Origin of the sequence: Pseudomonas sp. WS 5078, assembly GCF_012985745.1 — a bacterium.
Taxonomy (GTDB): Bacteria; Pseudomonadota; Gammaproteobacteria; order Pseudomonadales; family Pseudomonadaceae; genus Aquipseudomonas; species Aquipseudomonas lundensis_A.
The window spans coordinates 42,743-65,840 of record NZ_JAAQWX010000013.1 but is presented as its reverse complement, the minus strand read 5'-3'; the positions used below and the strand labels follow the sequence as shown (position 1 = coordinate 65,840).

At 57.6% G+C, this 23,098-nt stretch carries 16 protein-coding genes; 6 read left to right on the top strand and 10 right to left on the bottom strand.

Going from position 1 to position 23,098, the window contains the following annotated elements:
• The first annotated feature begins 130 nt into the window (after positions 1-130).
• Both HBN68_RS17000 and HBN68_RS16995 read left to right on the top strand, forming a co-directional pair.
• Complete coding sequence (locus HBN68_RS17000) at positions 131-439, top strand: Arm DNA-binding domain-containing protein (protein WP_262373561.1); 309 nt, start codon at positions 131-133, stop codon at positions 437-439.
• 56 nt (positions 440-495) lie between these two features.
• Positions 496-1,095 (top strand): GNAT family N-acetyltransferase, encoded by a 600-nt coding sequence (locus tag HBN68_RS16995; protein WP_222931629.1) that lies wholly within the window; start codon positions 496-498, stop codon positions 1,093-1,095.
• Between the two features lie 326 nt (positions 1,096-1,421).
• Here the strand turns inward: HBN68_RS16995 and HBN68_RS16990 are convergent, their stop codons facing one another.
• Entirely contained in the window at positions 1,422-11,099 is a 9,678-nt protein-coding gene (locus tag HBN68_RS16990; RefSeq protein WP_169965424.1) for an autotransporter-associated beta strand repeat-containing protein, read from the bottom strand.
• A gap of 469 nt (positions 11,100-11,568) precedes the next feature.
• On the opposite strand from HBN68_RS16990, the gene HBN68_RS16985 reads away from it, so the two are divergent.
• The 4 genes from HBN68_RS16985 (at position 11,569) to HBN68_RS16970 (ending at position 15,587) form a co-directional block, all read left to right on the top strand.
• Complete coding sequence (locus tag HBN68_RS16985; protein ID WP_169965426.1) at positions 11,569-12,171, top strand: response regulator transcription factor; 603 nt, start codon at positions 11,569-11,571, stop codon at positions 12,169-12,171.
• Complete coding sequence (locus HBN68_RS16980; protein ID WP_222931630.1) at positions 12,164-13,954, top strand: hybrid sensor histidine kinase/response regulator; 1,791 nt, start codon at positions 12,164-12,166, stop codon at positions 13,952-13,954. Before HBN68_RS16985 ends, HBN68_RS16980 begins: the two co-directional genes overlap by 8 nt.
• Positions 13,955-14,088: 134 nt before the next feature.
• Positions 14,089-14,487, top strand: a complete 399-nt coding sequence (locus HBN68_RS16975) for a transposase (protein ID WP_262373562.1) — start codon at positions 14,089-14,091, stop codon at positions 14,485-14,487.
• Positions 14,488-15,026: 539 nt separating this feature from the next.
• Positions 15,027-15,587, top strand: coding sequence for a hypothetical protein (locus HBN68_RS16970; RefSeq protein ID WP_169965428.1), 561 nt, complete (start codon positions 15,027-15,029; stop codon positions 15,585-15,587).
• A 67-nt stretch (positions 15,588-15,654) separates the two neighbouring features.
• On the opposite strand, the gene rfbC is transcribed toward HBN68_RS16970, so the two are convergent.
• From rfbC to HBN68_RS16925, 9 genes are all read right to left on the bottom strand, one after another.
• A complete protein-coding gene (gene rfbC / locus HBN68_RS16965) occupies positions 15,655-16,197 on the bottom strand; it encodes a dTDP-4-dehydrorhamnose 3,5-epimerase (protein WP_169965430.1) in 543 nt (180 codons plus the stop codon).
• Positions 16,197-17,081: a glucose-1-phosphate thymidylyltransferase RfbA gene (rfbA, locus tag HBN68_RS16960; RefSeq protein WP_169965432.1), complete on the bottom strand. Its 885-nt coding sequence runs from the start codon at positions 17,079-17,081 to the stop codon at positions 16,197-16,199. The genes rfbC and rfbA overlap by 1 nt, the downstream gene beginning before the upstream one ends.
• 431 nt (positions 17,082-17,512) lie before the next feature.
• Positions 17,513-18,028, bottom strand: coding sequence for an Hcp family type VI secretion system effector (locus HBN68_RS16955; RefSeq protein ID WP_169965434.1), 516 nt, complete (start codon positions 18,026-18,028; stop codon positions 17,513-17,515).
• A 442-nt stretch (positions 18,029-18,470) separates the two neighbouring features.
• Positions 18,471-19,049, bottom strand: coding sequence for a TerD family protein (locus HBN68_RS16950; protein WP_094995037.1), 579 nt, complete (start codon positions 19,047-19,049; stop codon positions 18,471-18,473).
• Positions 19,050-19,088: 39 nt separating this feature from the next.
• The gene (locus HBN68_RS16945; RefSeq protein ID WP_094995038.1) at positions 19,089-19,664 is read right to left on the bottom strand and encodes a TerD family protein; all 576 of its coding nucleotides are present in this window, start codon (positions 19,662-19,664) and stop codon (positions 19,089-19,091) included.
• 27 nt (positions 19,665-19,691) lie between these two features.
• Complete coding sequence (locus HBN68_RS16940; RefSeq protein WP_094995039.1) at positions 19,692-20,738, bottom strand: TerC/Alx family metal homeostasis membrane protein; 1,047 nt, start codon at positions 20,736-20,738, stop codon at positions 19,692-19,694.
• A 7-nt stretch (positions 20,739-20,745) separates the two neighbouring features.
• The gene (locus HBN68_RS16935; RefSeq protein ID WP_047277599.1) at positions 20,746-21,195 is read right to left on the bottom strand and encodes a tellurite resistance TerB family protein; all 450 of its coding nucleotides are present in this window, start codon (positions 21,193-21,195) and stop codon (positions 20,746-20,748) included.
• A gap of 66 nt (positions 21,196-21,261) precedes the next feature.
• Entirely contained in the window at positions 21,262-22,446 is a 1,185-nt protein-coding gene (locus HBN68_RS16930) for a TerD family protein (RefSeq protein WP_094995040.1), read from the bottom strand.
• Positions 22,443-23,033, bottom strand: coding sequence for a TerD family protein (locus tag HBN68_RS16925; protein ID WP_094995041.1), 591 nt, complete (start codon positions 23,031-23,033; stop codon positions 22,443-22,445). The genes HBN68_RS16930 and HBN68_RS16925 overlap by 4 nt, the downstream gene beginning before the upstream one ends.
• Positions 23,034-23,098 lie beyond the last annotated feature (65 nt).

The following is a 23,098-nucleotide window of genomic DNA, read 5'->3' as shown; positions in this document are numbered from 1 at the left end:
GAAATCAAAGCTTTACGGCTTTTTTCTTGCCCGCGTTTTCCCACCTAATCCCAAGGCATCCCACGGTTGACGGGGGCATATATGGGGGCATAAAACGCTCATCAGCTCGCTCGGAGAGGATGTACCCCCAATGCCCTTGAAAGACACCAAATGCCGTAACGCCAAGCCCCAGGACAAGCCATACCGCCTGTATGACGAACAAGGTTTGTACCTAGAAGTGCAGCCCAACGGAGGCCGTTTCTGGCGCTTGAAGTATGGCTTTCTGGGCAAGAAAAAACGCCTGGCTCTTGGCGTTTCCCCAGAGGTCGGCCTGCAGGAGGCGCGACGAAAACGTGATGATGCTCGTGTCCAGCTCGCCAGCGGCCAAGTGGACTGCACCCGGCGGCATAGACCTCTCCAGCCTATGCTTCAGGCAGGCCTCTTGCTAAAACGAATCTAGGCAGAAGCGCGTCGTTTGTTCCACTCTGTATCCCTTAAGGATTCTTCGATCAAGCCATGGAACGCTTACTTATGACTCAGGCAAACTTGATGAAGGAAAAGCACGTGAGAGTGCAAGAGAGGGCTAATGTGATCAAAAAACTCCAGAAGGCTAACGTAGGCTCCCTCTGCGAGTTCAAAACGGCTCTTCAGGACTCGTTCCGAGTGGCGGCCGAAGCTGACTTAGGTCAGCCGCTTGAAGAGCCTATTCCTTCTAATGAGGACATAGATCAGTCTATCGCTGCAGATGGCGCTGTTACATACTGGATTCTGGTAGATGAGCAGCGTGTCGGCGGCGCAGTTATGGTAATAGATGAAATAAGCAATCAAAACTCATTGTCATTATTCTTCATCTCAACCAGCCAGCAGAGTCGTGGGCTAGGGCTTCAAGCATGGGAGGCAATCGAGCGAGAGTATCCAAACACGAAGGTATGGGAAACCGTTACCCCGTATTTTGAGAAGCGAAACATTCACTTTTATGTAAATAAGTGTGGCTTCAAGATTGTTGAGTTCTACAATAAATTTCATCCGGACCCAAACCACGTTTCGGTTCAGCCTCAACAAGAAGGGGGGAGCGATGAGATGTTCAGATTTATGAAGGTAATGGCTCAAAAGTAACTGTCCCCCCCAATCTATGAACGGCTGTTTCTCGTTCAGGGTGTGTAAAGACGCGTCGCCAAAATTTAAGTGTGCGCTTCTACGTCAAGGATGCAATTTATCGGGATATCACCGGAGGGGCTGGCAGCTTGGTCGCCAACCATCTTTTATATTTTGGCCCAGTCAGGGGTGACGGTAGCAGTTATGGGTTGTTCTTCGTGTACGCCCGGCCGCCGCTTTACTAGTCATTGGTTTCTCTGGAGCGGCCATGGTTGTCATCGCTGTGGTCCTGTTCATCGAAGAGTTTTTACAAACCTGCGAGGCATTGCACCTCGCAGGCCCGTTATTTAGAACGCGATGTTGAGCCCCAGACGCACACCGTGGTCGCTGTAGCCATCGCCTATCTGTCCCGAGTAGCCAAGGTCCAGGCTCGCTTGCGGAGCCAGTCTGGCGCTGACACCCAGTTGCACCAGGGCGGTGTCCTGAGCAACTGGCACGCCTTTGACGGTGAAACTGTCATAGCCATTCAGGCTCAGGCGACTGCTCTCACCCGGCTCATCAAGCACCCGCTGCCATGCCAGACTGCTTTGCACGCTCAGGGGTACGCCGGCCACTTCAGCCGACGCCGTCCTGGCGCGCAGACCGAGGCTGGAATAGGTCGCCCTGTCCTTCTCGCTGTCGCCGCTCAGCGACGTGCTGCCGCCCTGTTCGCGGAAGCTGTCACTGTCGACTTCAACATGGGCCAAGCCGGCAAAAGGCTCAAGCGCTAGGTTACCCACCTGCACGTCATAGCCCAGCTCCGCGAACACTTGGTGGGTGCTGGCGTCGTAATCGGCCTTGACGTGCTCCTGCAGACTGCCGACTTGCACATGACGACTGCTCTCGACCTTGTTCCAGGCATGGGAGACGCCAGTGCGCAGATGCAAGGCATCCCACTGGCCACCCAGGTAGGCGGTCAATGACGTGCTGTTGATTTTGGCTGAAGAGTTGCGGGCATTGGCGTCCAGGTCAGTATTACCGTACCCCGCCGCCACGCCTGCGCGCCAAGTGTCATTCAATGGCATGTCGACGCCCATCAGCATGCCCTGGCTGTTGTGGTCGAGGTCGGCGACGTTGCTGTTGCCGTCGCTGTCGCCCCAACTGCCGTAACCATTTACCCAGAAGGTCATATTGCTATCAACGTCGACGTGCAGCACGCCTTCGCTGTGGGGCTGGACCTGGGCGCTGCGCAGACGCGTGCCGATCACATCGCGCACATAGCGGCTGTCATTGAACAACGCGCCGCGGGTACTAGGGTGGATCTCCCCCGACAGACTGTTGTAGGCCGCACGCGCCTGATCGGCGCTGAATGCCGCGACCGCGTCATGCACGGCGCCCGAACTTGCGCTGTCCAGAGAACCTGCCACCGCACGCTGGTTGTAGGTTTGCGCCACGGAAGCGAACGCGACGTCATTGCGCGCAAGGTTCAGGGTCGCGCCATTGCTGGCGTACGACACCAAAGGCATGAGGAACGCAAGGTTGCTGCTGACGCTGCCAAAGGTGCCAGTCAGGTTGTTAGCCTGGATGATGTTGTACGGGGTGTTAGGCGCCCAACTGCCGGTGCTGGCCAGGACGCTGAGGTTTGCACCGTCCAGCGCGACGGAGCCGGAGGCGATCACCCGATCGGAACGGCCGTCAGGGTTGGCTTCAATGACCAACGTCGACCCGCTGTTGAAGCGCAAGTCTCCGTTGACCTTCAGGGTACCAATGGAGTTGCCCGGGTTGAGGGTCGCGCCGCTGGCCAGGTTGATATCGCCAATGACGGTGCCATGGCCGCCCAGCATGGCGCCTTTGGCAACATCGATATCGCTGGCCAGGCTGGCGGTGGAACCCGCCGCACTGCCGACGATCAGGCTGCCCGCCAATACACGGATGCCGCCGCCGACCGTCGACTGGCCATTGAGCTCCTGCTTGCCGATACCGGCCTTGACGATCTGGCCATCCCCGTTGATCGATCCCTCATAGACGCTACTGGTCCCGCCTTCACCCATCTGCAGAGTACTGCCGGATGCCAGCATCAACGCACCCGAACCACTGAGGGCGTCGAGATTGTTGAGGCCGCTGATACTGACCGAGGCGCCGCTGCCAACGCTCAGGTCGGCGTTGCCCAGGCCGGTATTGCCGATCAGGGTCAAGCTGCCATTGAGCACGTTCAGCGATCCGTTGAAGGTATTGTTGCCGCTCAGGGTCAGCGTGCTGGCACCCAGCTTGTTCAAGTCACCGTTGCCGCTGATGACACCGCTGAGGGTCAGGTCATGGCTGCCTGCCAGAGTCAGACTGCCGTCGAGGTCGACCGCGTTGAACAGGCTGGCGGTATTGCTGCTGTCCAGCGTCGTGCCGCTCTTAAATACCAAGGCACCGCTACCCAGCGCAGCGTTATTGCCCAGCACCAGGGTGCCGCCATTGAGCAGGGTGCCGCCGCTGTAGCTGTTATTGCCATTGAGGGTTAGGCTGGACGCGCCACTCTTGATCAGGCTACCCGTGCCACTGACTACGCCGCCCAGGGTCAAGGCATTCGAGCCGGTGACATTCAATGCGCCGTTGAGCACAACATTATTGCCCAGAGCCACCGCGACGTTGCTGTCCAGCACAGTGCTGTCGGCGGCGGTTAGCGCGCCGGTACCGAGCGCGGCGTTATTGCCGACCACGATCTTTCCACCGTTGAGCGCCGTGCCACCGGTGTAACCGTTGGCCGCGTTGAGCACCAACGTACCCCTGTCATATTTGCCGAGGGTGGCACTGCCATTGAGTGCGGTACCAACGGTCGCCGTAGCATTCGGATCAACCCGCACCGTGGCATTGCCCAGCTCACCGTTGACCAGGCTTAGCGAACCCGCCGCGCCATTCACCAAGCTGTAGCCATCGGTAGCGAACTGCATGCCGGTGATGGTTTGTGCACTGTTGACAGTGACCGTGCCAGCCGCGCCCTGGAACACCGCAAAATTGTTGGATCGCACCTGATTAGTCTTGCCGTTGACGTCGGTCCAGTTGGGGGTGCTGGTGTCCCAGATACCGCTGCCGCCATCGACCGAGCCGTTCGCGATCAGTTGATTACCGTCCCAGAATTGCACGGCGACACCTGGAGTGGTGACCAGCAGATTGATCTGATTGGCCTGCCCGGTTTGCAGCATCAAATCACCCCGCGTCACGCTGCCCGGCACCGTGCCGATCAACATGCCGTTGTCGGTCAGGCCACCGGTATAGTTCATCAGGCGATACACGCCGCTGCCAAAGCCGCCGATGTCACGGACGTTGAGCGTGCCGTCGAGGGTCAGGCTACCGCCGACATTGACCAGTCCATTACCACCACCGGACACCGGTGTGCCCAGGCCCACGTTGAAGTTAGAGTTGCCCTTGAACACCAGTGAACCCACCGACAGAGTGCTGCCGGTAGCACCCGCCAGATGACCGCTATCTGCCACGGTCACGGCACCGGCCAACGTGCCGCTACCACCAAGGGTTCCGCCGTTGTTGACCCGTACATTGCCGCTGGCCAGTGAACCGTTGACCTGCAGAGTGCCAGCGTTGACGAGGGTGTCGCCGGTGAGGTCGCTGATGCCGCCTAGGGTCAGCGTACCCGTGCCGAGCTTGGTCATACCGCCGTCGCCGCTGAGGATGCCAGCGAAGGTGCTGCTGATATTGTTGCCGCCCAAGCTCAGGGTGGTGCCGGTACCGATCAACGCCGTGCCGCTGCCAGTGAGAGTGGCCAGCCTGCCCGAGGTACCCAGATTGAGTGCCGCGCCAGCGGCGAGAGTGACGGTGGCGTTATTGCCCAGTGCCCCGCTGCTCAGCGTGTTCAGGCTGCCAGCGAGCACGTCGAACGTGCCGCTGAAAGTGTTGTTGCCGCTCAGGGTCACGTCGGCCAGCCCGTTCTTGGTCAACGTGCCGGTGCCGGCGATCACACCACCGAGGGACAGGCTGTTGTTACCGGCCAGCGCCAGATTGGCATTGACGTTGATGTTATTGGCCAGCACCAGTGGCGACGTGTTGTCGAGGGTCGAGGTACCGCCCACGGTCAGGTTGCCCAGACCCAGCGCCAAGTTGCTAGCGGCGGTCAAAGTGCCAGCGTTCAGCGTGGTACCGCCGAGAAAGTTGTTGCTGCCGCTGAGGGTCAAGTTCGACGCGCCGTTTTTTGTCAGCGTGCCAGCCCCGGTAATCACACCGCCGAGGGTCAGGTTATTGTTACCGGCCAGCGCCAGATTGGCATTGACGTTGAGGTTATTGGCCAGTACCAGTGGCGCGGCGTTGTCGAGGGTCGAAGCACCGATCACGGTCAGCGCGCCGCTGCCCAAAGACGCGCCCGTGCCAAGGGTCAACGTACCGGCGTTCAGTGTGGTGCCACCACTGAACGTGTTGATGCCGTTGAGCGTCAGGCTCGACGCGCCGTTCTTGATCAATCCGCCCGCGCCGCTGACGTCGCCTGAGAGGATCAGGTTGTTGCTGCCGACTACGGTTAGGTTGCCGTTGAGTGTCGCCGCGTTGGCCAGCGTCGCCGCCGCGTTGCTGTCCAGTTGCGTGCCGGCATTCGTCGTCAACGCACCAGTACCCAGCGCAGTATCGCTGCCGACGATGATTTTGCCGCCGTCCAGTTGCGTGCCGCCGGTGTAGGCATTGGCGCCGGTGAGCACCAAAGTACCGGCGTCGAGTTTGTTGAGGATGCCGCTGCCATTGATAGTGGCGTCGATAGTCGCAGTCACGCCCGGATCCACGCGCAGAGCGGCAGTGCCGCCGCTGCCGTTGACGGCCGTCAGTTGGCCCGCTGTGCCGTTGACCACTGTGTAGCCGTCGGTGACGAATTGCATGCCGGTAAAGGTTTGCGCACCGTTGACGGTCACCGTGCCAGCCGTCCCCTGGAACACAGCGAAGTTGTTGGTCCAGGCTTGGTTGGTAGTGCCGTTGACGTCAGTCCAGTTGGTGGTACCGGTGCCCCATGTGCCGCTGCCGCCTTCAACTGAGCCGTTGGCGACCTGTTGGTTGCCGTCCCAGAATTGCACGGTAACGCCCGGTACGCTCACCAACAGGTTGATCTGATTCGCCAGCGCGGTTTGCAGTGTTAGATCGCCCGGCGTCACGCTGCCCGGCACGGTGCCAATCAGCATGCCGTTGTCGGTCAGGCCGCCGGTGTAGTTCATCAGGCGATACACACCGCTGCCGAATCCGCCAATGTCACTGACGTTGAGTGTGCCGTCGAGTGTCAAGTTGCCGCCGACGTTGACCAGCCCGTTACCACCACCGGACACCGGTGTGCCCAGGCCCACGTCGAATTTGGAGTTGCCGTTGAACACCAGTGAGTCCACCGACAGAGTGCTGCCTGTAACACCCGCCAGATGACCGCCATCCGCCACGGTCACTGCCCCCGTCAACGTGCCGCTGCCACCTAGGGTGCCGCCGTTGTTGACCAGCACATTGCCGCTGGCCAGTGAGCCGTTGACCTGCAGCATGCCGGCATTGACGAGGGTGTCACCGGTGAGGTCGCTGATGCCGCTGAGAGTCAGGGTGCCGTTGCCTAGCTTGGTCAGTCCACCGTCGCCGCGGAGGTTCCCGGCAAAGGTGCTGCTGATATTGTTGCCGCCCAGGCTGAGGGTATTACCGGTACCGATCAACGCCGTGCCGCTGCCAGTGAGACTGGCGAGGCTGGCCGAAGCACCCAGATTGAGCGCCGCGCCAACGGAGAGAGTGACGGTGGCGTTATTGCCCAGTGCCCCGCTGCTCAGCGTGGTCAGGCTGCCAGCGAGCGCATCGAACGTGCCGCTGTACGTGTTGTTGCCACTCAGCGTCACGTCGGCCAGACCGTACTTGGTCAGTGTGCCGGCGCCAGCAATGATGCCGCCGAGGGTCAGGTTATTGTTACCGGCCAGCGCCAGATTGGCATTGACGTTGAGGTTATTGGCCAGTACCAGTGGTGCTGTGTTGTCGAGGGTCGAGGCACCGGCCACGCTCAGCGCGCCGCTGCCCAGTGAACCGCCGGTGCCGAGTGTCAGCGTGCCGGCGTTCACCGTGGTGCCGCCCGTGTAAGTATTGATGCCGTTGAGCGTTAGGTTCGACGTGCCGTTCTTGATCAGACCTCCCGCACCACTGACCACTCCCGCAAGCGTCAGGTTGTTACTGCCGGTGTTGCTCAGATTGGCGTTGATCACGACGTTGTTGCCCAGGCTCAGCGCGCTGCTGCTGTCCAGCGCCGAGGCGCCGGCTACGGTGAGGTTGCCCAGGCCCAGCGCCGAGTTGCTGCCGACGATCAGGGTGCCCGCGTTGAGGGTGGTGCCGCCGAGGAAGTTGTTGTAGCCGCTGAGGGTCAGGTTCGACGCGCCGTATTTGCTCAGGCTGCCGGCGCCGTTGACCGTGCCGGCGAGGCTCAGATCAGCCGTGCCAACGATGCCAAGGTTGCCGGCCAGATTGACCGCGTTGTTGAGCGAAACTGCCGTGCTCGCATCCAGCGCGGTGCCGCCCGCTGCATTCAAGGTGCCGAAGCCCAGCGCCGAGTTCGACGCCAGAATCAGCCCGCCTGAGTTCAGCGCGACCGGGCCGAGGAAGGCGTTGTAGCCGCTGAGGGTCAGGTTCGCCACGCCGTTTTTGATCAGGCCGCCAGTACCTCCAATGACGCCGTTGAGGGTCAGCGAATTGCTGCCGAGCACGGTGAGATTGCCGTTCAGCGTTGCCGCATTAGCCAGTGTCACCGCCGCGTTGCTGTCCAGCTGCGTGCCGGCATTCGCCGTCAACGTGCCCGTGCCGAGCGCGGTGTTGCTGCCGACGATGATTTTGCCGCCGTCCAGTTGCGTGCCGCCGGTGTAAGCGTTGGCACCCCCTAGCACCAGCGTGCCGCTGTCGAGCTTATTGAGAATGCCACTGCCATTGATGTTGGCGTTGATGGTCGCAGTCACGCCCGGATCGACGCGCAAAGCGGCAGTGCCGCCGCTGCCGTTGACCGCGGTGAGTTGCCCCGCCGCACCGTTGACCACGTTGTAGCCGTCGGTAAGGAATTGCATGCCGGTGAACACTTGCGTGCCGTTCACCGTCACGTTGCCAGCGGTGCCCTGGAACACCGCGAAGTCACCCGCCCAAGATTGATTCACCAGACCGTTGGCGTCGGTCCAGTTGGTACCGACCGCGCTCCACGCGCCGCTGCCACCGTCGACAACGCCGTTGGGAAAAGTCTGGCTGCCGTCCCAATAACGAATGTTAACGTTCGGCGCCGACACTTGGATATTGATCTGATTGGCCACGCCGGTCTGCACCACCAGATCGCCGAGGCCATAACCGAACGGTACGTTGGCGACATCCAGCCCCAGATTGGTCAGGGCCCCGGTGTAGTTGAACAGACGGTACACACCGACGCCGAAACCGCCAGCATCGCTGACGTTGAGATTGCCGTTGAGGGTGAGGTTGCCGCCGACGTTCATCAGCGAGGTGGTCGATGGTGTGCCCAACGTCACATCGACGTTGCTGCCGGCTGCGAGGGTCAGCGAACCCGCCGACAGTTTGTTGCCCGACGACAACGCCAGATGCCCGCCGCTATTGACGTTGACGGAGCCGAGCGCCGAACCGGTGCCGGTCAGGGTGCCGCCGCTGTTGACGTTGACCTGCGCGCTGGCCAGCGAACCACTGAGACCGACGGTGCCGCCATTGATCGCGGTGGTGCCGGTGAAAGTGTTGTTACCTGCCAACGTCAAGTCCGACAAACCGTTTTTGGTCAGGCCGCCGGCACCGTCGATGATGCCGTTCAAGCTCAAATCGTTGTTGCCCGCGACGGTCAACCCGGCGTTCAGCGTAATGTCGTTACCGATGCCGAGCGAAGCGCTGTTATCCAGCGTCGCCGCTCTGCCGACGATCAGGCTACCGCTGCCCAGGCCGTTGGCAGAGCCTAGCGTTAGCGTGCCGTCGTTGAGCGTGGTGCCGCCGCTGAAGCTGTTGTTGCCGTTGAGGGTCAGGTTAGCCGCGCCGTTTTTGGTCAAGCCGCCGCTGCCGCTGACGATGCCGCCGAGGCTGACGTTGGCGCTGCTGCCGATGTTCAGGTTGCCACCAAGCGAGACTGCGTTGGTCAGCGTAACCGAGGTGCTGGCGTCGAGGGTGGTGCCCTCGGCCGCGCTCAGCGCGCCAGTTCCCAGCGCGGTGTTGCTGCCAACCAACAACGTGCCGGCATTGAGGGCGGTGTTGCCTGAGTTGCTGTTATTGCCGGTCAGGGTCAAGCTGGCGGTGCCGCTTTTGGTGATGCCGCCGGTACCGCTCAACTCACCGACGAGGGTCAGGGCATTGCTGCCGAGCACATTGAGCGCGCCGGTCATGCTGATGTTATTGGCCAACGTGACGTTGGTGGTGCTGTCGAGAGTGGTGCCAGCGGCGGTGTTCAGTGCCCCACTGCCCAGCGAGTTGTTATTGGTCACCACCAGGCTGCCGGCGCTCAGGGTGGTGGTGCCGCTGAAGCCGGTGTTGGCGCCACTGACGGTGAGGCTGCCAGTTCCCGTTTTGGTCAGGCCGCTGCTGGCGCTGATCAAGCCGCCGAGCGTCAGTGCACCAGTGCCACTGGCCGTCAAGGTTCCGCCGAGGTTGATAGCGTTGGCCAGATTGATGGTTCCCGGCGCGCTCAATGTCGTCGCGCTGGTGACGTTGAGGGTGCCAGTACTGAACGCCTGATTATTGCTGATCTGCACGGTACCGCCACTGAGCGTGGTGTTGCCCAGATAGGTATTGGCGGCGCTGAGGTTAAGCTGGCTCGTTCCGACCTTGGTCAAACCCCCGCTACCGGAAATCACACCGCTCAGGGTGGTGGCGTTGGTGCCTTGCACCGTCACGCCACCGGCACCCAGTGAAATCAGATTGCTGATGTTCAATCCGGCATTGCTGGCCTGCAGGATCCCGCCGTTGGAAGTGATCACACCGCTGCCGAAGGTGGCGTTGTTATTGAACTGAGCGACACCGCCATTGAGCGTGGTCGCCCCGCTGACCAGTGGCCCCTGCAACGTCCAGTTACCGCTGTTGAGGATCAGGTTGTTGAAGTTGACGTAGGTAGCGCTTGAGGCGGTACCGTCCCCCGTAGTACCTCCGCCAACGCCCACCTGGTTTTGCAGGATCAGGCTGTTAGTGCCTCCCACGCCACCATCGACCGTGCCCGTTGGGGCGAACGTCAGGTTGATATTGACCAGACCACCAAGGCCAACACTGGTGTGCACGCCGTCACCGACCTGCACCGAAGAACCAGTCAACGCTGTGAAGGTGTTGGTGCTCCACGCGCCCATCGATACGCCGCCGGTAATCCTACCCGCGTTGGCGAAGGTATTGCCCGCCGCCGACGTTTCGAACGCTATCCGACCGTTGATGACGCCGGTGCTGCTGTTGGTCATGTTGACCTGCGAGCCGCCATAGACGCCGATCACTGGGGTATCGGCCAGGGTAATGCCGCCGGTCGACAGGCCGGTCGAGGTGATAGTGCCGTTGTTGGTGATGCTGGTGATGCCTGACGCCGCGTTGTTCACGCCAATTGCCAGACCGTCGAGGCTGGTCAGGTTGAGCCCAAGCAGCATCCCGGTACCGCGCATGATGCCGCTGGCGTTGTTGAGCACGCTCACGGCACTGGTCGCGCCCGTGCCAATGAATGCACCGCCGCTGAGTATCGATACGAAGCCGAAGAGCGCTGGATCGAGGGTGCCAGAATTATTCAGGGAAATGTTCACCCCGGTCAGGTCCATCACATGGCCGCCGAGGATGGCGTTCATCTGCGCGCCGGGGTTGACGTTGACCGTCAGGCCATTGGTGGCACTTGAGTATTGGTTGAGAAACAGCGGAAGGACCGGCACGCCGGTGCAAGTGACAGTCGATCCAGCCGTGCTACAAGTTGCAAAGGCAGATGAACTGAACCCCGTGCTCAGCAGCAAAGCTGCCAATGCCAACTTGCCCGAACAACGCGAGCCTTTGCGGCAACGCTTGCTGAATTCGTGAGTGACCGCCCAGCAGCCCAACGAGGCATTCCACACCAGCGCAAAAACGTGATTCATCGGCTCAGTCCTTTGATGTCGGTATTCATTATTGTTAGTGAGCAGCCATCAGCGATTCAGCGGACGATAAGCCGAGTCCTACATCCCCTAGGCCACGCCACAGAGAACGGCCTGAAAGTGCTGCTTATGCTGCCCTAACCGACGATTCCCACCCCATTGCCTGACAATCGAACCCCCGCCTGGCGAATCAAAAAGAGAGGGAGGCACTCAGCACGAGGAGACCAGGCTTGATTAAAAAGAATGCCGTGCAGGCAGCATGCTCATCCTTAGCGTTTCTAGTAGTGAGACTTTATGGTGATCCGTGCACTCTTCATTCAATGAGAATCCGTTGAGCGATACCTAGAAAACTGCTCAAAGAAAATGCTCGATATAACAGCCGCACACACTAACCAGCAGTGGGTCTGATGCCCATAGTCCATTTGGACTGGTTGCTTGCAGATAGCCATCTACTTGGGATTGAATTGCCAGCATGACTATCAACCTGCTGCTCATCGACGATCACGCCCTGTTTCGATCCGGCCTTGCCATGGTGTTGGCCGCCGGCTTACGTGGCGTACATGTATTTGAGGCGCCATCGATGGAGCAGGCGCTGCTCTGCCCCTGCGACACGATCGATCTGTTGCTGCTCGATGTGCAGTTAGAAGGGCTTAGCGGGCTGGAGGGCATTGCCCTGCTCAAAGACAAGTGGCCTAAGGCGAAGGTATTGATGGTGTCTGCTTCGCAGGACGCCAAGGTGAAAGAGCAAGCGTTCGCGCTAGGTGCCCAGGGCTTCATCTATAAAGCCGAAACCTCGCAGCGGCTGCTTGAGCAGGTCGTTGAGACACTCGCTGATCGCTTGCCTCGTAATGTCCCGGCCTCGCTGGAAAACCGTGCGTTCAAACTGACGCCGCGCCAATGTGAAGTTCTTGATCTGTTGTGCCAAGGGCTGTCGAACAAGATGATCGGCCGGCGTCTGGAACTCTCCAAAAATACAGTACGCGGGCATGTGCAGGCCACATTGTCAGCATTGCAGGTGTCCAGTCGTTCTGAAGCAGCTTTCGTGGCGCGCCGACGGGGCCTGACCAATGAGTGATTGGCGTACCAACGCCGAACTCGACATGGACATCCGCGTCGAGCAAGTGCGCTTGGTGTTCATCAGCATGAAGAACTCATTGTATCTGGGCATAGCTCTGGCCCTGGTGCTTGTGCTGGCGCTGTATTCGGCTGATAACAGCGTTCATTTGCTGATCTGGTTCGCCCTGGTGGCTGGTGGCCGTGTGATCTGCGTGAGCTATGCGATTCTAGCTCTGCGAAGCGGGATTACCGCGAGCAATACATTGAAGTTGATCTGGCAAATGTGCTTAATCAAGGCGTTCGAGGGGCTTACCTGGGGGGCACTGGCCTGGATCGTCATGGGGCAAGGTTCACTGCCGGAGCAATTGCTGACCATGGCGTCGTTAGCGGGCGTCAGCGGTAACGCCGTCTCATTGCTGGCCCCAGTGTTTCCGCTGTACGCAAGCATGCAGTTGATGCAACTGGGGGTCATCAATAGCAAGCTGTGGTTGATCGACGGTTCGTCCTATACCGTGCTGGCTATAGGCTGCACGCTTTATGTCATTGGCCAGATAGGCCAGGCGCTTATCGTTCAACGGGCATCGCGCCAGTCCATTGCCTTGCGCTTTGAAAATCGTGATCTGCTCAAGCGCTTGCAGATTGAGTCCACGCGTACCGAACAAGCCCTGGTCAAGGCCGAAGAGGCCAATCTGGCCAAGTCGAAGTTCCTGGCTGCGGCCAGTCATGACTTGCGCCAACCAGTTCACGCCCAAGAGCTGTTTCTGGAGGTGCTGGCACGTAGCGAGCTGTCCCAGGCTCAGCAAAAAGCATTAAACAGCGCCCGAGCGGCCAGCCAGGCGTCGGCACAGATGCTCAACACCTTGTTGGACTTCTCGCGCATCGAAGCAGGAGTGATTGAGCCACAACGCAAGTCGTTTCACTTGCAACCGCTGCTCAACAAGCTGGAGAACGAACTTGGCAGTCAGGCCGACGCCAAAAACATCGTTTATCGCTCCCGCGAAACACCTTTTGCGGTGAATTCTGACCCAGCCCTATTGGAGCTGATCTTGCGCAATCTGATCAGCAATGCCATTCGCTACACCAACGATGGGGGATTGCTAGTTGCCTGCCGTAAACAGGGTCGTGATGTGTCGATTGAGGTTTTTGACACGGGCATTGGTATCGAACCAGCACAGCAGACCGAGGTTTTTCGTGAGTTTCATCAATTGGGCAATCCAGAGCGTGATCGACTCAAAGGGCTGGGGCTGGGGCTGGCGATCAGCGATGGCTTGGCACATTCACTCGGTCACACGCTGACGCTGCGCTCACGATCTGGCCGGGGCAGTGTCTTTCGTGTTCGCGTGCCGTTTGCCTGGGGCAATTTCAGCAGCGATGCTTTCGCCGCACCAAGCACGCAACAGATGTATACGGAGCGCTTGTTGGGCCTGCGAGTCTTGGTCATAGAGGACGACGCCAGCGTTCGCCAAGGCATGCTGCAACTGCTCGAAGGCTGGGGGTGTGAGTGCCGGGAGGGGGAGAACATCGAAGATGCCCTGCGGCTGATTGCCGACTGGCCCGTACAGTTGCTCATCAGCGATTATCGCTTGCGTGAACACCAGACTGGCGGCCAGGTTGTGCGCCAAGTGCGCGCGGCCATGGGGGCCGAGATTCAGGCCTTGATCATTACTGGCGACACAGCGCCCGAGCGCTTGCGTGAGGCCCGTGACAGCGGCGTCCCACTACTGCACAAACCGGTTTCGCCGATGCAACTGTACCGTGCGATAAGCGACAGCGTTGGCATGCGAGCGCTGCTGGATGAATAAGGATCATGTTACGCTGACCCGCTATAGTCCTGGCCGAATCCTGCTGGATCTGATCGGCAGTTATAAGTCGAGGCTGTGTGAAAATGCCAATGGTTGTCTAACCTTCTGATCGCCCAGATCGTAGCGGGGCGATTATGAAGCGATTCATCGAAGGTGAGGCTCGGACGCAAGTCACCTTGCTGCTGGAGTGTCTGGACGATTACGTAGCCGAAGAAAATCGAGTGCGCGTGGTGGATTTTTTCGTTGATGAGCGCGACCTAGGTGCACTTGGTTTTGAGGGCGTCGACCCTGCCGCGACTGATCGTCCGGCCTACCTCCCAGCTGAGTTGCTAAAGATCTATATCTACGGCTACCTCAATCGGATTCAGTCCAGCCGCCGGCTTGAGCGTGAGGCCGAACGCAACGTCGATCTGATGTGGCTCCGCGCATCGCAGCAACGCGAGCGTACACCTCACGCGCATCTTGAAACTGGACCGCTTGCGGCTACGTGGTTTCCGCCGTGCCAGTTCTCACTCAGGCAAAAGGGGCAATGATTGGACGAAGGCGAATGCCCCCAGAAACCACGGCTATATGACGCCTTCGGAACCATCGCATTGCCACAGTTGTGACAGGTAACCATCGAGCGCCTCATACCGCACCTCAGCTCAAATCGCCCTAGATGAGCCCATGGTGCGCTACCGTGGAAAAAACCCAACTGCGTGACCTGACATCTACCCAGCACCCGGTCTGAGCTGGGCATCAAACCCTCTTGGCCAGATAACCGAGGTGATGCTGTACACGACCGACTCTATTGAATGCTCCCCAGTGGTTGACTGGCCTCGCCAGGTCGCAAACGATAGTTAAGGACGCCAGTTAAACTCTTTAGATAGCCGCTCTTCGGAAATTCGTACACGGGGGGGCACTTAATAATAAATCTGCAAATAAGCCCATTTAAAACAATAGGTTATGTATAGATTTTTACCCCCCCTGCTCCACCACTTCAACATCTAAAGACGTCCACGGACGTCCACGGACGTCTTTTTTTGTGCCTGAAATCCCGCCTTGGCACCCACCTGCTTGAAGCCTGACGAATATGCCACCTACTGATTTGCTGACTGATTTTGCAACCCTGTTTGCCTATAACTGGTACCGCGACTTTCCCATAGACGGTTACAGCCGGGATGTAGGCTCGGTTTCGGACTGGAACATCCATACGGGGATTAGCGTGCGCCGCGTGGCTGATCTTTTGGGGCTTTTCACTCACTTCGAGTCGTCCAATCGTACGGACGCAGTGCTACGTGACAATCAGGGCTCGCCTGTGCTGTTTGCCGAATGGGAGTGGAATGACCCGTCGCAGATTCCCATCAATGAACCGGCGAAGCTGTCGGATGCGGCGTTGCAACACGCGCCACACTTCTGTTTTCTGTTCAGTTATGTCCAGCTTGGGCGGGTCGAGGATGCTCAGCGCTACATTCTGGACCACTGGAACGCCAAGACACCGTTGTTGCTAAGTCTGATCGAATACACCGGCCGTTCAACCCGGCTTTTTCATGAAATGTCGATGTTTCGGTTAGAGAACGGGCAGTGGACACTGCTGCGTCAGCAACCCGCATTGGCGTGGGCATTGCCGGGAACGCGCTGGTACACGCAATAATCGCAGGAAGATGGTTCAGGCCATCCACAGGCGAACGGCTGCCCGTCAGCGAGATGTCCTGCTGTTATTAAAAGACTTCGGCGTCGGCCAGGCGCTTGCCCTGACGGTCTTTCCCCGACAGCGCGGGCTCGCCCACAATGGGCCAGTCGATACCGATCAGTGGGTCATCCCACCTGATGCAACGCTCGTGTTCGGGCGCGTAGTAGTCGGTCGTTTTGTAGAGGAACTCTGCGCTTTCAGACAGCACTACAAAACCATGGGCAAACCCTTCAGGTACCCACAACTGGTGCTTGTTTTCAGCAGACAAATACGAGCCTACCCATTTGCCGAATGTCGGCGAACTGCGCCGGATGTCCACGGCCACGTCAAAAACTTCCCCGTGAACCACTCGAACTAATTTTCCTTGAGCGCGGTGAAGCTGATAGTGCAGGCCGCGCAGAACGCCTTTCACGGAGCGGGAATGGTTATCCTGAACAAATTGCACAGAGCGCCCGATGGCGTCTTCGAACTGGCGGTGGTTGAAGCTTTCAAAGAAAAAACCGCGCTCATCACCAAAAATCTTGGGCTCGAATCGCACGACATCGGGGATGTCCAGAGGGGTGGTTTTCATCAGTAGATCTTCTCTAGCAGAAGGCGTTTCAGGTAATGACCGTAATCATTTTTGCACAGCGGCTCAGCGAGCGTTTCCAACTGCTCGGCAGTGATCCACTTTTGTCTAAACGCCACTTCTTCAGGGCAGGCGACTTTCAGGCCCTGGCGGTGTTCAAGCGTGGCAATAAAAAGGCTCGCCTCAAGCAGTGATTGGTGCGTGCCGGTGTCAAGCCAGGCATAACCGCGACCCATGATCTCAACCGACATTTCGCCCTGCTCCATGTAAATGCGATTGATGTCGGTAATTTCCAGCTCACCCCGAGCGGAAGGTTTGATGCTCTTGGCGATGTCCACCACCTGCCGGTCGTAGAAATACAGCCCTGTCACGGCATAGTTGGACTTGGGCTTGAGCGGTTTTTCTTCGAGGCTGATGGCTTTGCCCTGCTTATCGAACTCCACAACCCCATAACGTTCCGGGTCTTTCACGTGATAAGCGAACACACTGGCGCCTGTCTCGCGCAGCATTGCGCTGTGCAGTAGTTCATTGAACTGGTGACCGTGATAGATGTTGTCGCCCAAAACCAGGGCACAAGGGTCATTACCAATAAAGTCCTGACCGATGATGAACGCTTGGGCGAGGCCGTCAGGTGAGGCTTGCACGGCATAAGCAATGTTCAAGCCCCAACGGCTACCATCACCCAGCAGCTGAGAGAAACGCGGGGTATCTTGCGGCGTCGAGATAATCAAAATATCGCGAATCCCGGCCAACATCAGTGTTGTAAGCGGGTAATAGATCATCGGCTTGTCGTAAACCGGCAATAGCTGCTTCGAAATTGCCAATGTTGCCGGATGAAGACGGGTGCCAGATCCGCCCGCCAGAATGATCCCTTTACGCTTGAGCATGTTTAATTCCTACACATTCGGTGAGCATCCGTTCCATACCATCTAGTCGAATGCCAAGCCTCGACGAGAGGATCCTGCAGATATCAAGTCGCGTCCCCTACAGCGATCCGGAAGACGACTTATAAGTCACTGTGCGCCGGTAAGCCTAATACACATTGGCCGACCGCGACATTATCGCAACCTGTAACGCTGAAAAAATCGAGGCTGCTGAAAATCCTGCTAAAGACAGTGCAATTGAGGCGCAGCACGCAGGATACCTGCAACGTAATGAGTAGGCTTCTTTTTATGCCAACCAAAGAGGTTATGTGAGGAGGGATTGAGAATCTAAGTCTCAGTGCTGGGACGAAACAGAGGGTCGAAATATGGCATGCATCTTGAGACAGTTATCGGCCCTTGACGGGCCGATAACAGGTTAGACCGAAATCCGAGCTTTATACACTTGGCGAGCGCCAGTCATCCGAACCCGAAGTACCGCTAACTTCGTGGGTCCAGGTTATTTTCCGGTAAGTGAAATGTACGTCCTCAAGATGGGTGAAATGAGCATTTCCCGGATCCTGACAGTTAGGCATGTATCCATTAATTTCAACGATGATCGCGTCTTCAAGCTTGGTTGTGAAGTAATGCTCCTGAGTGCCACTCGCAGACGTTCTGTACCACTGGATGACGACTTCGCTCATGCGCTCACCTGATGTCAGCGCCGCCCACAGCAGTGGGGAGGCCTTGTCGAATACTTTGGTGATACGAACAGGCTTATGTACACGCATCCCGGTTGGCTGGCCCGATTGAGGGTCACGAGGAATGAAGACTTCGTGACTGAACGCCTGGACCATGACCTCATCTTCATGCCCTTCCTGATAGGTGTTTCCCACAGAATCTGCCGTGAATGCTCCAGCGGTGATCAACCCCTGTTTTTCACCGGTGACGGACATATACGCTGGCGTAGCCATAACTCTCTCCTTGAAGTGCATAAGGTAAACCTGCAAATACTGTGTGCAGGTACTCCCCTGTAATCCAAGACTTGTGCCAGAACAGATGGGCCCGTTATACACCGGGGGTTTGAACACTTAGCCCATATAAAAAGACCTTATAAACTGCGACTTGATGCCTTTAATCGCGCAACTATTGGCCCACTCTTATGCAATTAATTGCGCAATGACCTACAGGCCTTGATTTTAAAGACGCTACAAACTCAGGTCGGTAAAAACCTGCATTTTTCAGGGTTAAAAGTTGCGCAAATGGGTGTTTCGAAAAAAGGCGATTGAGTGCAATACGACCGATCCTTGAGTGGGGTGGTTTGCTAATACCTATGACCACGCCGATTACACCCTCTGCACACACAAAAAAGGCCCTTTCCGCTTCCGGAAAGAGCCTTTTAGTTAACGCTGAGCCTTAGCCCAAGTTAACGCCATAGCTCGAAGCCAGTGGCGCCAAGCCGCCAGCGAAGCCTTGACCGATGGCTTTGAACTTCCACTCGCCGTTATGGCTGTACAGTTCGCCGAACACCATCGCGGTTTCAGTCGACGCATCTTCACTCAGGTCATAACGCGCAATTTCTTTGCCGTCAGCTTTGTTCAGAACACGGATGTAAGCGTTCGAAACTTGGCCAAAACTCTGCTTGCGTGCATCCGCTTCGTGAATGGTGACTGCGAACACCAATTTCTTGGTTTCCGGTGCAAAGCCGGACAGGTTCACGTTGACCTGCTCGTCGTCGCCTTCGCCCGCCCCCGAACGGTTGTCGCCCTGGTGCACAACATTGCCGTCCGGGGACGTCTTGTTGTTGTAGAACACAAAACTGCCGTCATTCAGCACTTTGCCATTCTCACCAACGATGAATACCGAGGCGTCCAGATCGAATTCACTACCATCGGTTACACGCGGATCCCAACCAAGGCCTACAACCACCTCGGTCAGACCGGGGGCTTCTTTGGTCAGGGAAACGTTACCGCCTTTACTCAGACTTACTGCCATGTTCGTGAACCCTTATATAAAAAGTTGAGGGGGTGACGATTAAAATTTCAGGCCGTAGCTTTCAGCAAGAGGCTTGAGGCCCCCATTGAAACCTTGTCCTACCGCACGGAATTTCCACTCGGTACCGTGGCGGTACAGCTCGGCAAAAATCATCGCTGTTTCAGTGCTGGCATCTTCCGCCAGGTCATAACGTGCGACCTCGACGTTGCTGTCCTGGTTCACGATGCGGATAAATGCATTGCGTACCTGACCGAAGCTTTGACGTCGGGTTTCAGCTTCGTGAATGGTCACCGTAAACGCGATTTTGTCGATATCGGCAGGCACTTTGGACAAGTCAACCTTGATCGCCTCGTCATCACCGTCGCCCTCACCGGTACGGTTGTCGCCCGTGTGCTCTACCGAGCCATCAACACTTTTGAGCTGGTTGTAAAAAATGAAATCGGAATCGGCGCGTACCTTGCCGTCAGCCTTGAGCAGGAAGGCGCTGGCATCCAGGTCGAAATCCACACCATCCGTGGAGCGGGCATCCCAACCCAGTCCAACGAGGACTTTGGTCATCCCAGGGGCTTCTTTGGTCAAAGACAGGTTGCCGCCTTTAGAGAGGGAAAGTGCCATGAGTGATTCTCCTTAATAAATATGCGATCAAGCGTTCGTGTCGTTTTTGACGTCAGATTGCTCTTCATCTTTACCGGGAAAGATGATGCTGGCCACGATACCTATGGCCAATACCACCAACACAACGATCAGGCTGGTATTCGGGTCAATGCTGATGCCATGGCCAAACAGGTGATCGGTAGCGTTCAGCGCCAGCTTGCCGGCAATAAAGAACAACAGCGCGATAACCGATTTTTCCAGGTGAACGAGGTAGCGCTTCAGGGCTTCGAGTACGAAGTACATGGTCCGCAGCCCCAAAATCGCGAACATCATGGCCGAGTACACAATCAACGGTTCGCGGCTTACGGCGATCACTGCCGGGACAGAGTCAAAGGCAAACAAGATGTCTGAGACTTCAACCACCACGACACACAGAAACAGCGGCGTCGCGAACAGAGCGCCCTTGCCCACCAGGGTCATTCCCTTGTTCTGCGGCTTCGTGATCTCTTTTTCAAGCTCTGTGCGAGAAACAAAGAAATTATGCCCGTGCAACTTCGGCCATACCGGGAAGAGTTTTTTCGCAAACCGGTAAGCAATGTGCTGGGAATAGTCCTCATCTTCGTCGTCTTCGCTACCACGCAGCATCATGATCGCTGTCCAGGCCACGACCACTGCAAAGACCACTTCGACCCATGGGCCAAACGCCAGCAAGCCGGTGCCGATAGCCACGAAAATCAGGCGGAAAACGATCGCGCCGATGATGCCCCAGTACAAAACACGGTGACGCAGTGCGTCCGGAATTTTGAACCAGGCAAAAATCGCCATGAACACGAACAAGTTGTCGACGCTGAGCACTTTTTCGAGCGCATAACCTGTGACGAACAGGCTGGCCACGCTCGGGCCGTGGGCGTAGTACAAGTAACCCGCAAACGCGAGGGAGATCAGCACCCAAAAGATCGACCAGATGGCCGCATTGGTCAGCGTGACCGGTTTATCGCTTTTGTGGGTGAACAGGTCGATTGCCAGAGCAATGACCGCCAGAGCCACAAATACAGCGATGGTGGTTGGCGGGAAGCCAATTGCCGTGTTTTCCATGATGTCCTCAGAGATCAAAATCGCCAGGGTTCAGCCCCAGCTCATTGCAGATGGTGCGGCAAGCAGCCCGCTCACTTTCATCGAAGTTGCCGTCAGCGCTGCCGATGGCGCAGCAAACGCGCACCAGCAGACGCGCCGCATCTTCTTTCTTACGTAACTGACCGATAGATTTCAGTGCTTCAGCACGGCCGATCTGTTGATCAAATTCGAACTTTTCGCACACGGCGTTGAAAGACTTGATGACGTCTTTAACGTCAAACGCTTTCAGTTCATTCGAGTTCTGGATGAAGCCGACCATTTTTTGCTTTTCGCTGCTACTGATGTCGCCATCGGAGGCAGCCACCAGCGCACAGCCGGAAACCACAGCTTCCATGAATTCACGATTTTTGAACTTGCTGACTTCTGCCGAGAGTTTGTCACGGGCAGCTGTTGCATTGGTTTTCAGCCATTCAAGCATTGGAGTTACCTTGTCAGAAATTGAGGGAGTACCGCCTGCCTCGGCAGGCGACCATTCACAGAACGCTCATTTGGATCCGGCAGCCCAGCGCATGCCCCAGCCAAAGGCTTTGTCCATGTCTGAGTGGCCTTTGAAAAATTCGACTTTGCGGTTTACCCGCACGCTACCACCGACGTTTTCGAGCAAGGCGATAGCGCACATGCCTTTGCTGCCGCCCTCTTCGCTCAAGCGCACTTCAATCGGTGCTTCGCCCGGGATATACAGCGTGATCACGCCATCCGTCGCCTGCCAGTTCGGGGCGCCTTCGTAGATGAAGGCATAAACCAGAACGCGACGAATCTGACGCCATTCCTTGCCGTTGATGCGCAGCCATTCGCCATCACTTACCGACCCCGTGCGGTCATCACCCATCAGTTGGATAAACGGCTCATCGCGGAAATCGCCAAACGCATTGCCCAATGCCTGCACCGCGCCTTTGCGGCCATTTTCCATTTCGTAGAGACAACCTACGTCCAGGTCGATACCGCCCGACTTGCCGCGCAATGAAGCAAAAAAACCGCCGCCGCCACTGCTTTGAGAGCTGCGGTTCCAGTTCAGGTTGATTTTGATCTCGCCGAAGTCGCCGTCTTTCTTTTCAAGACTGATCGATGGACGCTGTTTGTCGAGGGTGATTTTCGACAAGTTGATTTTTGACGCTGGCGCAGGTGCTGCAGCGGGCGCAGGGGTCGGGGCCGCCGACGGGGCAGGCGCGGCGATATCCACGCCGAAGTGCTCAGCCAGGGGGGCAAGCCCGCCAGCAAAGCCCTGCGCCACACAACGGAACTTCCACGCGCCTTGGCGACGATAAAACTCACCCAGGATCAATGCGGTTTCCTGCATGCCCTGCGTCGGGATCGGCGCTTCAATGCCGCCACTGACCGATACGTTCAGTACCGGAAATGCTGCGAATTTGGCCTTGTTCTCGTAAATGGTTGCCGTCAGGGCAACTTTCTCGATAGCCGGATCGATCGCATCCAGGTTCATACTGAAGACTGTTCGGCCCGCAGCCGATTCGACCAGCTTGACCGCGCCGTTGTTGACGCTTTGCTGGCCGAAGAAACACATGTCGTTGTCGCCGCGCACCTTGCCCGAATCGGTGAGCAAAAATGCCGAGACGTCCAGGTCAGCGCCAGCAACTGGGCTGTAAGTGATGGTAACGGTCTGAGCGCCCGCTGAAACGGACGTGTTTGCACCCGGCGTCAATGTGCTCATGCGCGCACCGCCTGAGCAGCCTCGTTGGCCAGATCCTGTGCAGTACGGCCGTTGGCCACAGTTCCGATGGTGGTGAAGTCCCAGCCTGCCGACGTGCGGCTCAGGTTAGCCATGACCAAACCGGTGTGACGGCCTTTTTCCGACAGAAGGAAACGCGCCAGCTCCTTGCCGCTGACTTCATCGACGATTCGGCAGTAGGCATTCTCGACCGATTCAAAGTTCTGCCCGGTGAATGAGTTCACCGTAAACACCAAGTGTTTGACGTTGGCTGGCAATTGCTCAAGGTTGACCTGGATCGATTCGTCGTCGCCATCCCCCTCGCCAGTGCGGTTATCGCCGGAGTGAACGATAGAGCCGTCCTTGGACTTGAGGTCGCGAAACCACACAAGGTCCAGCAACTGCTTGTTGCTGTCGAGCACAATGCAGGACGCATCAAGGTCGATGGCGCTGTCACTGTTCAGCAGTTTGGCAAAGAAACCGGTCGGTTTTACCGGGTCCCAGCCCAGGCCCATACGGATTTTCTTGAGACCGGTTCCGGCTTCTTTTTCGAGGGAAATGGTTTGGTTCTTGGACAGCGAAATGGCCATGAAGCGTCTCCTTGTCTGCATCGATGCACAACGTGCTGTTTAACCTAATTTAACGCTTGTATATG